We start from the raw sequence: 14,175 nt of genomic DNA, 5'->3' as shown, positions 1-14,175 counted from the left end.
CACTGCTGGAACAGGAGGCAAAATGAAAAAGGATTATTCCCCTACAAAAATGCTGAGAAAAGACAAGCCAGATTCTTTCTCAGCTGTTTTACTTGGCATATGTCTGTGTTTTTATCTCTTCTTCGCATTTTATGATGGTGCGGTTATTTGTGTGGACTCTCCGGGCTACATCAGCATGCGGCTTTCAAGAGAACCCTTTTATCCGCTGTTTCTTGCTTTTTTTCGAAAGCTTTTTTCTTCGTTTCCCAATGATTTTTACCTGACGGCCGTTGCTTTTTTTCAAAGCGGGCTTATGGCTTTTGCTACATGGACGTTGGTGAGGTATCTTTGGAAGGAGCTTCGGCTTCCGAAGGCTGTGGCGCTTGTTGCGCTGGCTATGCCGCTTGGGGTTTCGTTTTTGTGCCGGTTTGCCGCAAAGAGGGAATCTATGTATTCTAACAGTATTTTGACGGAAGGGATTGTTATTGCGCTGTATCTTTTGTTTTTCCGCTATCTCCTGGAATACTGTCTGCATCAGAACAGAAAAAGTCTGATTTTAAGCAGCATACTTGTTTTTGTTATGGTATCAACAAGAAAACAGATGTTTATGACATTGGCGCTGCTGATTATTTGTGTGGTGGCTGTGAATATATTCCGCAAAAAGACCCTTTGGGGGATTGGAACTGTAATACTGTGCACACTGGGAATCTTGGGCTGTTCTATGCTTCTTGATGTTGGATATAACTATATTTTGCGTGGAAATGCAGTACGCCACACCAATGACAGCCGGTTTGTTACAACAATGGCGTTTTATACGGCGGATAGAAGTGATGCGGAATATATCAAAGATGAAGAGGTCAGAACACTTTTTCTGGAGATTTATGATGTTTGCGAGGAAAAGGGATATCTGAAGCACAGTGCCGGAGAAGGATGGTTTAACCGGGTAACGCATTTTGGCGATTATTATGACTGTATACAGATTGATACCATGGGACCGATGATTACACAATATGTGCAGGCGAATTATGGTGGAGGAGAGGTGGAAGAAGGGAAAAAGGTGGATCAGATTATGCGGACGATTAATGTGTCGGTTATGCCGCATAATGCGTTGAATATCATAGGCTCCTTTTTGGATAATGTTCTTTCCGGTCTGATAACGACTGTCGCCAAACGGAATATTTTATTAAACTGGTATAGTTTTTTCATTTATATTATTTATGTTATTCTGCTTATCTGGAATGTGAGGATCAGAGGGCATGAAAAGACAGCAGCATTGGCAGGGCTTACCCTTCTTGCAATTGTAGGGAACGTGACGCTTGTTTCTCTTGTAATCTTTTGCCAGACAAGGTATACGATTTATAATATGGGACTGTTTTATATTTGTATGGTAGTGATGCTTTATAATCTGTTCAGGCATTGGCGTTTGGCTTCTGAGAAAACAAAATAAAGGAGTTGTATATATTTTCCGGTTTTTACGTTTTTTCTTGTAAAAATCCATGGATTGGGCTAAACTGATTTATGCATAGCATATCCTGAGGCGGGATTTGCTGTAGCGGCAATTTGACTGGTTAAATTTAAAATTCCATGGAGTACTCATATGCTTTTTAATTCTTATATATTTCTGTTCCTGTTTTTACCATTTTGCCTGGGCGGGTTTTATCTGTTCGCCCATTGGGGGAAGGCTGTGCCTGCCAAGCTGTGGCTGACAGGCTTTTCTTTGTGGTTTTATGGGTATTTTAATCCCAGCTATCTGCTGATTATGATTTTCAGTATTCTTTTTAATTATGTTTGCTTTCGGCTGATAAATGCAACGGGGCCAAACAGGAGCCGTATAATGATGGCGGCGGGTGTTCTGTGCAATCTGGGAATTCTTTTTTATTTCAAGTATTTTGACTTTTTTATTGAAAATGTAAATGCCGTATTTGGTACTTCGTTTTTACTGAAGGGAATCCTGCTTCCGCTGGGAATCAGTTTTTTTACCTTCCAGCAGATTGGTTTTCTTGTGGACACTTACCGGGGTGAAATCAGGGAGTGCAGTTTTCTGGATTATGCGCTGTTTGTCTCCTTTTTCCCGCAGCTGATAGCGGGACCGATTGTGAACCACAATGAAATGATGCCGCAGTTTGATAAAATCGGGAAGCAGAAGCTGGATTGGGATCGGTTTGCCGGGGGCGTATTTTTATTTACGCTGGGAATGGTGAAGAAGGTTTTGGTCGCGGATACGTTTGGGAAAGCGGTGAACTGGGGGTATGCCAATGTTCTGAACTTAAGCGGAGTGGACAGTGCGTTGCTGATTCTTTTTTATGTGTTGCAGCTGTATTTTGATTTCAGTGGCTACTGTAATATGGCCAGGGGGCTGGGCTGGCTCTTTGGGATAGAGATTCCTGTGAACTTTAATTCGCCGTATAAGGCTGTGAGCATCGTGGATTTCTGGAAACGGTGGCATATTACACTGAGCCGTTTTTTTACCAAAAATGTATATATTCCATTGGGCGGGAACCGAAAGGGCAGAGGACGGATGTACTTTAATTTGTTCCTGATTTATCTGCTCAGCGGTATCTGGCATGGGGCCGGATGGACTTTTGTATTGTGGAGTGTGACGCAGGGGGTTCTGTACATAGTAACCCGGATGTGGCAGCTGCATCAGAAGGAAAAGAGGGAACAGAGCGGCAAAGCAAAGACAGCAGGGCCGGTTAGAGGACAGGTGGTTAAAGTTGCCGGGGTTTTATTTACCTTTGTTTATTTCAGTCTGACCTGTGTCTTTTTCCGATCCGAGACAGTGGGACAGGCACTGGAAATTTTCAGGCATTTGTTTACGGGTGGGATTGCTCTTCCTGCGGAGGCGATGATGCAGTCCTTCAATCTGGATGAATTCTGGTATGTGATAAAGCTGCTGCATTTGGACAGCCTGCCATACAGTCAGATGTATTTGGGAGGTATCATTACAGTGGTGACTATGGCGGTGGTGTTTTTTGCACCGAATGCGGATGAAGTGGCGGTGAGGTTCCGGCCCAAGGCCTGGAATGCGCTGGTGACGGCAGGGCTCTTTCTGTGGTGTGTGCTGTCGCTTTCAGGGGTCAGCAGTTTCCTGTATTTTAATTTCTGATGCGGGCTGTTTTCAGAGAAGCGGGTATGAGGGAGTGCGGCTTGTCCGTGACAATGTATGAGAGGTATGTGGATGAAACCTTGTAAAAGATGGCTGCTCTTGTTTTGCAGTATTCTCCTGGCAGGCTTTCTTGCGATAGCTGCTATAGTGATATATGTGGATCCTTTTTTTCAGTATCATAAACCCCTGGCTTATTTTCCCTATAAGGTGGATAATCAGCTGAGCCAGAATCCGGGGATGGCCCGCCGGCTGGATTATGACAGTGTTCTGTTAGGCTCCTCCATGACGGCAAGCTTTGACACGGACTGGTTTACGGAGGTGATGGGGCTGCAGACGGTGAAGCTGAGCTATAACGGCGCGTTTCCTAAAGATGAGGCCAACATAATGGATATTATTTTTGACGCGAAAGGGGATTCGGTGAAAAAAATATTCATGGCCGTGGATCAGGGGGCGTTTTCAGCGGATACGGAGACGACGAAATATCCGATTCCGGAATATTTGTATGATAAAAATCCTTTTAATAATGTGCAGTATCTTTTTAATAAGGATGTGCTGCTGAATTATATTTTCAAGCCGTTGGTGGATCCTACGGAGAGGACGGACTGGACACAGCTGTATAAGCCGTGGTGGACGGATCAGTACTATACGAAGGCCAATGTGCTGATGTATTATGTTCCGGCGGAGGAAGCGGAGGAGGAGATGCCGGAGGATGCGTTTGTGTCCGGTATTCAGGCAAATCTGGAGGCCAATATTATTCCCTTTGTTGAGGCTCATCCGGAAACGGAATTCATTTTCTGGTATCCGCCGTACAGTATTCTTTACTGGAATGATGTGATGCGGCAGAAGGAGCTGGATGCGGTTATCAGAGAACTGGATTATATGACGGAAAAACTGCTTGCGTATGATAATGTAAGGGTATTCTGTTTTCAGAACAACAGGGATATCGTATGTAATCTGAATAATTATGCGGATTATACGCATTATCATGCGGATGTCTGCCGGTATATTGTGGAGTGCTTTGAAAATGGAGAGGGAGAACTGACTGAGGATAATTATAAAGCGGTTTTGGAGGACCTGCGCGAGTTAGCGGCGGGTTATGATTACGAAGCAATTTATGACAACTGGTATGATTAGGCTGTTGTTTATGTGACTTGGGAAGTAACTGTGAGGGAACTGAGCAGTTGCCTGCAGGAAGATAAAGAGAGGTTTTTACATGATTGCAAAAGTACTGATTACCTTTGGGGTTCTGTTTGCGGCTCCTTTTTGCATGGGGCTGATTCCGGCCCGGTTCATGTCCGGGGGGCGGAGAAAAAAGAATCCGATTCTGATTTATCTGGCTGGTTTTTTCCTTGCGCTGGCAGTTTTTCAGATAATTGCTGTGCCTGTCATTTTGATGAAGCCCTGGGGATTTCCCATAATAGTAAAGCTTTATTCCGGCGCGCTTATTTTGCTGTCGGCAGCAGGTTTGTTTTTCGGGAAGAATGTGCTGGGGGATTTGGCGGAGAACGGCAGAGAGCTTTGGGAGGGCAGGCGCAGGCCGTCTGTGGAAACGGCTCTTTACTGGATTCTGGCGGGCGGACTGGTACTCTTTCAGATTTATATGGCATATACAAGGGCGTCCTTTGACGGGGATGATGCGTATTATGTGGCGCAGTCTGTAATTGCGGAGCAGTCGGATGTACTTTACCGGATTTTGCCGTATACAGGCCTTACGACAACGGTGGATGTGCGGCATGCGTTGGCGTCGCTGCCTATATGGGAGGCGTATCTGGCAAGGATGACGGGAATACATCCGGCGATTATTGCTCATTCGGTGCTGCCGCTTGTGCTGATACCGGTAACCTATCTTTTGTATTATTTGATTGGAAGAAGGCTGTTTGGCAAAGAGAACCGTAGGCTGGCAGTGTTTATGATTCTTGTAAGTGTGCTGCAGATTTTTGGGAATACCTCTATTTACACCAATGCAACGTTTTTCCTGATGCGTACGTGGCAGGGAAAGTCCATATTGTGTAATATGGTGCTGTTGGCGGTGCTATGGTGTCTGCTGAATCTGTGGAATATGAAATCTACTGACGGAGAGAAAAGGGAGAGTCAGGCCGGCTGGTGGATTCTGTTAAGTGCGGTCAATGTGGTGGCGGCCATGGCGACGACTATGGGGGCTTTCCTGACGGGGCTGCTGATTGCCGTGACAGGCCTTGTTATGGCGGTGAGAGACAGGCGTCCGGCAGTGCTTCCCAAGCTTGCGGCAAGCTGCATTCCCTGTATTGTGTATCTGGCGGTTTACTTGGTTCTGGTCTGAAAGGATGAAAATATTTTGAGAGAGATACTGACGATTTTTATGGATTATTGCGGTGACGGTATTTATCCGTTTCTTTTTCTGGTGGCGCTTATTTATTTGCTTGCGACGGAGAAGGATAAAAAAATACGCAGGGTTTTGTTGGAGTCCTCCCTGGTAATAACGGTTCTGTTTTTCTTCCCTCTTTTTAAGCTGGTGATGGATAAGGTGGAGGAGGCGGGAACTTATTACCGTATACTGTGGCTGCTGCCTATGACGATTGTGATAGCTTACGCAGGGGTAAAACTGATTGGCCGGCATACAAGGATCGGCCTGGTTGCGGTAATTCTCCTTTTGGCGCTGAGCGGGGAATATTTATATAAGAATGTTTTTATATCGCAGGCTCAGAACCGTTACCATATTCCGCAGTCTGTGGTAACTATTTGTGATATGATTATGCCTGCTGAGGATGAAGAGAGAGTATGGGCGATCTTTCCGTCGGAGCTGGTGCAGTTTGTCCGTCAGTATTCGTCGGAGATTCAGATGCCCTATGGCCGTGACATGCTGGTAGCCAGCTGGGATCATGTGGAACATCCCATATATGCGCTGATGGAAGCGGATACGGTAAGAATCGATTTGCTTGCGGAGCTGGCAGATGACTATAAATGCCAGTATATTATTCTGAATAAGGCGAAGAAGACGGAAGGGGATCCGGCGGAATACGGGCTGGAAAAAATCGGGGAAGTGGAAGGGTATGATGTATTCCGGAATGTGAATGTTCCGGTATTGAAAAAAGAACAGACTTTGCCCTAGAATCCCTCTTGATTAAAACGAAGAACAGTATCCGATGTAAAAAGGCAGTATATATAATGGAATAGAACAGGCAGGTACTAAAACTGTGTGATTAATAGAAGAAAGGGCGCCGTTACCCGGCCGCGAATTGCGGCCGAATACCGATGCCCTTTTACTTTACAACCTATTTTTCTTCCCCAACATGAAAAATTTCCTTTGCAAACCGCCCCGCAACCTTTTCCCGTCCCTTTTTATTCAGCCGGTATCCGTCTGTCAGGCAATTCTTTGCCTCATCTTCATTAATGGTCCCATAATAATTATCAAGAATACTAACCCCGTTTGCCATAGCCACATCAATTTCATGCAGCACATAATCAGGAAGCACGCCGTTGCCGAAATCCTCCGTATCCCCGTTAACCATCTTGCCGCCACCATCCTCAAACTGCCCGTAGGAAGGAGACAGGACCACCAGACGGATGTAAGGATAGGTCTTCTGGATTTCCTGAAGAGAAGCATTCAGCGCGCCGTTCCAGGTAAGCAGGTTGATGTCATTATTTTCATCCATAACAGGCCGTTTATCCATGTAATCATTCAGATCATACATGATGACGATCATATCAACCTTGGAAAAATCCACACTTTTCAGGGTATCCAGCGCTTCCCTGTAAGCCTTGTCAGATTCTGAAAGCAAATCCACAGCATGTTCCATAAGGTCAAAATTCCCGCCGCATATGGAGGCTGTTACCAGATACAGGCTGAGCGCATCCTGAGGATAGCTGTCGGTATACTCGGTATTTTTCATAGAAATATAGGAATCCGGAAATGCACCGTTATAAACCGTGGCATCACACTTCTCGGCAATTAACTCCGCAAGGCCGTCTTTTCCCCGTTCATCGGAAAAAGGATGGTTCCCAAGACAGACGATAGTGTTGACGCCGTCATCCTCCCGCCCTTTAAGCAACTCTGGATCCAGCGGCTGGATATAATCCAGGGCTTCCACTTCAAATTCCGAAGAATCCGCATTGGGGTCATACCCGGAATCCTTCCCAATATTCCACACAACCAGCTTGACAACAGCAAATATCAGCATTGCCGCAAGAACGGCAGCAATTATATAGTGAACGTAGGTTTCCGTATTTTTCCTTTTTCTGCGTCTGCCGGTATTTTTACCCGACACACCCCGGCGGGAAGCAGTACTATGCGGGGAAGCTTTGCGGCCGACAGTATCCTGCCCCTCCTGCCGCTTCCCGGAACCCTTCTGGGCAGCAGTATCCGAAGCCTCATCCAACTCCCAGAATTCATCAATCTCCCCCGACTGTTCCATTCTGTCCTTATCTGTCATAAATTACCTCCTTTACCGACTCTATACTACCATTATAGGCCCCAAGTGTCCATATTATAAGGAAAAATTGTAACTGCTCAGTAGGTCAGCGCATTTAGCTGCGCAGGCCAGCGCTTTGCGCTGACCGTAAGAAAGTGATTCAAGAGTGCTAAAATCCATCGCCAAAGGCGATTTAGGATGGATTTTAGCAGTAACTGTGAGGGGTACTGAATAGTTAAAATTAAGACTTTGACACCCCCAAGCCATGCAGAAATACAGATAGAAACAGCCCGTGGGAGCTTGCTCACTAAGGACTGTTTCTATCTGTATTTCTATTGGGCGCCAGCCCTCATTCATAATTTGGCGTCCACAACAAAAAAGCAACACACAACATAACCTCCCGCCAAATTATGAATGGCATGGCTGAGGCCCGCCAACACCCCAAACCCTTCTCCCCACCATTTTCCCCTCCCCCACATCTTCCCAACCCCCATAAAACCTGCTATAATCACACAATAATCCCCTCATCCAAAAAACTAAGCCAAGGAGACACTCCCCATGAAAAAGAAAATCACCCTGAAAGACATCCTCATTCTTCAAGCCGTAATCGCCATATACACACTTTCCACAGTAATGGCTAAGCTGGCCAGCGGCCACCCCACATTATCACTTAATTTCTTCCTCTTCTACGGCGCCGAACTCGCCATTTTGGCGATTTACGCCCTTTTATGGCAGCAGATGATAAAAAAATTCGAATTATCCATTGCCTATACAAACCGGGCCATGGCCCTGCTCTGGTCCCTTATCTGGGCCGGAGTAATATTTCATGACAAAATAACCCTGAAAAACATAATCGGCGTAGCCCTGGTAATTACCGGGACAATAATCGTTAACGGCGGACAGCAGAAGGAGGAACTGTGCGATGAAGCTTAATATCTATTACCTGTTCCTTTTCGCAGGCGTTCTGGCAGCCTCTTTTTCCCAGGTTCTTTTAAAAAAAGCCGCCTGCAGACAGTACGGCTCCTTTATCCGCGAATATCTGAATCCCTATGTAATCAGCGGATATATACTGCTTGTAGGTTCTACCATACTGAATGTCAGCGGCCTCCGAGGCCTTTCCTTTATGAATGGTCCGGTGATTGAATCCTTTGGCTATGTGCTTGTCCTTCTGCTCAGCCGGCTTTTCTTCTCGGAAAAAATTACGAAACGGAAACTCGCAGGCGTGGGCTGTATTCTGGCAGGCGTGATTGTTTACTATCTGTAGAAGCGGTGGCCGCAGCAATGACTTTGTCAGAATTTATGCCGGACGGCAGCGCCTTGAACCATTTGCTGTACCGATGCATCCGGTATTCCACGGAAAGCTCCTTCAGGCTTTTTTCATCCGCACATTTTTCTTTCAGCTGGCCGCGCTCCTCCTTGCTCAGGTTCACATATTTCATGTACGAAATCCCCAGCTCCGTCAGCTTGCCGCTGCAGGCCGGGCAATACACCTTGTGGCCGTTGAGAATGTGAATTCGACGGCAATATTTGCAGTAATGGATATACATCATGACGAATCACTCCTTTTCTTTTTGACTCTCCGCCCCGTGTTTGACATGCACCGCACAGGAAAGCAGAAAACGCTGTTTTTTTAACTTTCTTTCCCTCTTATTCTGTCATATCATGCCAGAAGCCGCAATGAAAAGTATTCGACAAAAAATGCGGATTCTTACGGTATGAGGAGAAGGAAAAGGATGAAATCCGCCCGGCAGACCAAGGAACAAAAGGAAAATTAAGAGAATATTAAGGAAGTAATTGCTGGAAAAAGAGGAAGCAAGGTTGAACCGTGAGGAAGGGGTGTGGTATACTGTTTCTGCGGGAAAAATGCCGTCGCAGCGGCATGTCCCGGATTTTACTGTAAACGGGTTCTGTATAGCTCCGGTGAGGTTCGATGCGCCGGTTTTCTTTAATTCAGAACTGCAGAAAACGGAGAATGAATCATGCCTAATCAACCAACAGATAAAAATCAGAAAGCTGTTCTGGAAAAAACAGGAAGAAGAATGTCGAATCCCAGCGATGAAAAGCCGCAGAGAACAGCCGGTACCGAAGAAGAACAGCTGTCGGGGAAAATAGAAAAAGTAACAGAAAGCCTGCTGTCCCAATGGGAAATCAGCGAAGATGATTTCGAGGATACGCAGGATCTTACGGAAACGGCAGCGCGTATTTCCAGGCAGATTGCGCCTGGCGCTTCCAACGGGAACGCAGCCGGCAGCATACGCAGGGAAGAAGCGGGGCCCCTCAGTCAGACGGTGCCCCGCAGTCAGGCAGCTGCCAGAGGCGAAGCGGCGGCTCCCCGCGGTGACGCAGGAGAAAAACGAAGCGGAAAGGAAGGCGGTTACCGGACGGAAGGCAGTAATCGGCCGGAAAGCAGACGTCCGGCGACAGAGAGAACCGGAGAAAGAAAAGTCTCTTCTAACCGCCCGGAGATAGAAACCAGGCGCCAGGAAGCTGGTAAAACTGCCGATAAAAGGAACACCTCCGCTGAACGGAGCCGTCAGAAACCGCAGACGGACACAAGAGAATCCCGCCGCCAAGATCCTGCGGAGAAAAGACAGCCGGTGAAACATGATTCTGGAAAAGATGCCGCCGCCCGCCCGCCGCGCTCGGAAAGATATGAATCCCGTCAGGGCTCGCAGACACCCCGTATGGCGGATTCCGAACGGCCCAACAGGACATCCTCCGCTGCGATGGCTGCAAGAAACGGCGCCGAACGCAGCGCGAACTCCAAAGCTGCGGCAGCTGGCCCGGAAAAAAGCAAGAGGGCTTCGGAATACAGAGGAACTGAAAGGGAAGAATATATACGCCGTTCACAGTCGGATAGAAATGCCGGAAAACGCCGTCCCCGTGAGAATGACAACTGGGACGAGGAAGCTGAAGTACGCACGGCCAATGCGAAAAAACGTACCCAGCCGCCTTCCGGTAAAAGCAGGGACTATGCAGAAAATACCTCTTCCCGGAATCCCGGCAGAAAAAGCGCATCCCATAAAAAACAGGAAAATCCTGTGGTGGAATTTTGGAACAGCCTGCATACAATGGACAAAGTAGTAGGTTTCATGGGGATTTTCGTATGCATTTTTGCCGTAGTTACATTCTCCGTACTTGCGAATGCCAAGACTGTAGATGAACAGGTGGATGCTTTTGCCTCTGTGGGACAAAATCTTTCACAGCTCAATATAGCAGGGGAAAGTACTTTCATGGCCGTTGCGGATGCGCATAAGGCGAAACAGGAAGCGGCGGATTTCTCGGAGTCTATGGAGGAATCGGAGGAATATAACGAAAAGGATGATAATTCCGACGTTCAGGTAGGCCTGAACATGACTTCTGTGGAAAAGGACCTGAAAATCAAGTTCGTTAACAGGAAGACCGGAAAGCTGATTCCTCATGTGGATTTCCAGGTGGAGATCAAGGGACCGGATAAAACATATAACAAAGATGATGATAATACGGATGGAATTATTTATCTGACCGGAATTACCCCTGGCAAATATACGGTTAGAATAACCGGCCCGGAGAACCAGGAGGGATATGCCATGCCTTCGGATGCCCAGGAGGTTACCGTAAAGGATCATATTGAATATAAGAAAATCGATGTCAGTGATGAGGTCAAAAAAGAATCTGAGGTAAACGCCGCCAAAGAGGATACACAGGTTAAAACCCAGACGGAATCGGTAATCCAGGATACCGTGGAATGGGTGGAATCAACCAAAACACCGATAGGCAGCACCGACGGCAAGGGGGAATATGTGGAAGTGAAGAAATCCGATATTCCGGATCCTTCTGCTTCGGCGAGTATTACATTTGATAAATTGTCCGGCATGAAGTCACAGAAGCCCTGGATAATGAGGGAAAATGATACGGCACAGCCAATAACCGAAGGCGGTGGCACAAAAACATCGGATACAAATCAGCCGTCTGTTTCTGATGAGGAACCCGGCTCCAAACCTTCGGAGTCTACGGATAATCCATCGGAGCCTTCCAATCCTGACCCGGATCCTTCCAAACCGGATCCTGAGCCGTCAGATCCGGATCCCGGCCCGGTGGAGGTAACAGGCGTATCATTAAGCCCGTCCAGCCTTTCGGGAAAGGTAGGAGAGAGTGCAACACTCAGTGCCCAGGTCAGCCCGGATAATGCTGCGGATAAGAGTATCAGATGGTCCAGCAGCAACGAAAGCGTAGCAAAGGTAAGCGGCGGAACCGTTAACTTTGTAGGCGCAGGTAATGCAACAATTACCGTAACCACCAACAGCGGAGGTAAGACGGCAACCGCGGATGTAACAGTATCCGCCAAAGAAAATCCGGTACAAAACGTAACGATTACCGGAGATTCTGCCGTAACCGCAGGCGGCAGCATTACCCTGACGGCTAAAGTCTCGCCTGATGGAGCCAGCTATGATAGCATCAGGTGGTCCTCCTCGGATACAAGTATTGCAACCGTGGACGGCGGCAATGTAACTGGCATAAAGGCCGGAACCGTAACCATCACAGCGGAAGCGGGAGGAAAATCAGGGAATATTTCCGTGACGGTGAAAGAGGCGGAGGCTGTATTAAAGAGCATTAAAATAACCGGTGCAGACGGCGGTAAGAAAGGAACCACGGTTCAGCTTTCCATCACTCCTGATCCGGCCAATGCAGATGCATCCGTCACCTGGAAATCCTCAGATGAAAAGATTGCCAAAGTGGATGCAAACGGTAAAGTGACCTGCGTCAATACCGGTAAGGTTACCATCACCGCAACCTCCAAGAAGGACACAGGCAAAACAGCAACATTTTCCTTCCAGGTTACAGCTGATGAAAAAAATGAGTTTGACGTGAGAGAAGTAAAGGTAACGGCAGGCGAAACCAAAAACGATTATTTCACCATTAAAGGAGATGTGGAAAGCCGCTCCTTCTCCATCGCCAACACCAAGTATGCGACGGTGGATGGCAATGGCAAGATCAGGGCAATCCGCTCCGGCGAAACGGAAATAACGGTTACTGCGAAATACAGAAACGGCGATACCAGGTCCAAAAAAGTGAAATTAACCGTAGTTGCAGCCAAGGTTGAAAAAATTGTCCTTGACAAGGATAAATTGACCATGAAGGTAGGGGATACGGTAAAGCTGAATCCCACGATTACCACATCGGGATATACAGGCTGTCTCTGGTATACTTCGGATAAAAGCATTGTTTCTCTGGAAGAGCATGGAAACGGAACCATCAAAGCCCTGAGGCCCGGTAAGGTAACAATAACGGCAAAGAGCTCCGAGGACACTTCCAAGACCGCGACCTGTGAAGTGACGGTAACGGGAGACGATCCCAGGAATGATACCAAGACGCCTTTAAAGGACAGAAGCGGCAATCTCCTCTATGTTAAAACCGCTGATGGAAAATTCGTGGCGGCAGTGGTTGCAGATTATTACAAATATGATACCTTCTACAGAGTCAATGAAAACACAGAGTACAAATACACCGGCTGGCAGACCATAGACGGCAGGCGCTATTATTTCGATAAGAACGGCAACAAGGTAACCGGCGAACAGGTTATCCAGGGTGTGAAATATACCTTTGGAAGCGACGGCGCACTGAATGCAGGCTCAGGTGTCCTGGGAATTGATGTATCCAAGCATAACGGCAATATTAACTGGACGGAAGTAAGGAATTCAGGGGTATCCTATGTCATTATCCGATGCGGATACCGTGGTTCTTCCACGGGAGCGCTGATTGAAGATCCGAAATTCAGGGCCAACATTCAGGGGGCGACTGCCGCGGGGCTGAAGGTAGGAATCTATTTCTTCACTCAGGCGGTAAACCAGATTGAAGCGGTGGAGGAGGCCTCCATGACGGTGGCGCTGATCAAAAATTATAAGATCTCCTATCCTGTATTTCTGGATGTGGAAGCCAGCGGCGGCCGTGCGGACGGCCTGGATACTGCAACAAGAACGCAGATTGTTAACGCTTATTGCCAGACCATTGCCAACAGCGGCTATACGGCGGGAGTTTATGCCAATAAAACATGGCTCAACTCCAAGCTGAACGTAGGCGCCCTGGGAAGCTACAAAATCTGGCTGGCCCAGTATGCTGCCGCACCTACGTATAACGGAAGATATGATATGTGGCAGTATTCCTCCAAAGGAAAAATCGGCGGAATCAGCGGTTATACGGATTTGAATATCAGCTATCTTGGCTACTGATTTATTTCCGCGGGCAACGAGCCAGGTAGCCATGCTTGCATGGCTATTTGGCGACTGCCGCAAGGGCCAAAGACCCCGCTGCTTAGCAGCGTTGCAAGTCTGATATCCCGCTGCTTGCGGCGGGGTCTTTGATTGCTTTCGGCGGAAGCTGTTTTTGCCGAAAGCATAAATTTTGACAGGGAAACATTACAGTATAGGTTCTGAACTGCAGTAACAGTTCAGCCTTCGGCCGAACTGTTACTGCATCCGCCCATTAAAAGTCGCCTTCGGCGAGGGGGGCGGATGTTTGCTTCCACCACGTTTTCTCACGGTTTGCGCATTCACTGCGCAAACCTGCCTGAACTATTACGAATAACTACCATTTTCAACAGCTCTGAAAGGCGAAAATTTCTCGCACAAAAATTACTGATAAGCACTGAAGATTTAGCCGATGCATGATAAAATAAAAAAAAGTTTTTCGCAAAGGAGAAAATTTATCGTGACAAGGGCTGAA

At 47.3% G+C, this 14,175-nt stretch carries 9 protein-coding genes; 8 read left to right on the top strand and 1 reads right to left on the bottom strand.

The window, feature by feature from the left end; genetic code table 11:
• The first annotated feature begins 22 nt into the window (after positions 1 to 22).
• From FYJ45_RS20760 to FYJ45_RS20740, 5 genes are all read left to right on the top strand, one after another.
• Complete coding sequence (locus FYJ45_RS20760) at positions 23 to 1,426, top strand: hypothetical protein (protein WP_154467071.1); 1,404 nt, start codon at positions 23 to 25, stop codon at positions 1,424 to 1,426.
• A 150-nt stretch (positions 1,427 to 1,576) separates the two neighbouring features.
• On the top strand, positions 1,577 to 3,085 hold the full coding sequence (locus FYJ45_RS20755; RefSeq protein ID WP_154467070.1) for an MBOAT family O-acyltransferase: 1,509 nt from the start codon (positions 1,577 to 1,579) through the stop codon (positions 3,083 to 3,085).
• Positions 3,086 to 3,157: 72 nt separating this feature from the next.
• Complete coding sequence (locus tag FYJ45_RS20750; RefSeq protein WP_117545269.1) at positions 3,158 to 4,219, top strand: hypothetical protein; 1,062 nt, start codon at positions 3,158 to 3,160, stop codon at positions 4,217 to 4,219.
• 79 nt (positions 4,220 to 4,298) lie between these two features.
• Complete coding sequence (locus tag FYJ45_RS20745; RefSeq protein WP_154467069.1) at positions 4,299 to 5,384, top strand: DUF6077 domain-containing protein; 1,086 nt, start codon at positions 4,299 to 4,301, stop codon at positions 5,382 to 5,384.
• Between the two features lie 15 nt (positions 5,385 to 5,399).
• Positions 5,400 to 6,173 carry a hypothetical protein gene (locus FYJ45_RS20740; protein ID WP_154467068.1) on the top strand — a complete coding sequence of 258 codons (774 nt, stop codon included), beginning with the start codon at positions 5,400 to 5,402 and terminating at the stop codon, positions 6,171 to 6,173.
• 163 nt (positions 6,174 to 6,336) lie between these two features.
• On the opposite strand, the gene FYJ45_RS20735 is transcribed toward FYJ45_RS20740, so the two are convergent.
• Positions 6,337 to 7,494 (bottom strand): hypothetical protein, encoded by a 1,158-nt coding sequence (locus FYJ45_RS20735; protein ID WP_154467067.1) that lies wholly within the window; start codon positions 7,492 to 7,494, stop codon positions 6,337 to 6,339.
• Positions 7,495 to 8,031: 537 nt separating this feature from the next.
• Between FYJ45_RS20735 and FYJ45_RS20730 the strand changes: the two genes are divergently transcribed.
• The 3 genes from FYJ45_RS20730 to FYJ45_RS20720 all read left to right on the top strand — a co-directional run bounded on the left by FYJ45_RS20730 (position 8,032) and on the right by FYJ45_RS20720 (position 13,682).
• Positions 8,032 to 8,406: a DMT family transporter gene (locus FYJ45_RS20730; RefSeq protein WP_154467066.1), complete on the top strand. Its 375-nt coding sequence runs from the start codon at positions 8,032 to 8,034 to the stop codon at positions 8,404 to 8,406.
• Positions 8,396 to 8,737 (top strand): EamA family transporter, encoded by a 342-nt coding sequence (locus FYJ45_RS20725; RefSeq protein ID WP_021636863.1) that lies wholly within the window; start codon positions 8,396 to 8,398, stop codon positions 8,735 to 8,737. The genes FYJ45_RS20730 and FYJ45_RS20725 overlap by 11 nt, the downstream gene beginning before the upstream one ends.
• Before the next feature lie 715 nt (positions 8,738 to 9,452).
• Positions 9,453 to 13,682: an Ig-like domain-containing protein gene (locus tag FYJ45_RS20720; protein WP_154467065.1), complete on the top strand. Its 4,230-nt coding sequence runs from the start codon at positions 9,453 to 9,455 to the stop codon at positions 13,680 to 13,682.
• The last annotated feature ends 493 nt before the right edge of the window (positions 13,683 to 14,175 follow it).

The sequence above is a fragment of the Eisenbergiella porci genome, assembly GCF_009696275.1.
Lineage (GTDB): Bacteria > Bacillota > Clostridia > Lachnospirales > Lachnospiraceae > Eisenbergiella > Eisenbergiella porci.
This window is presented reverse-complemented; position numbering and strand designations above follow the sequence as displayed.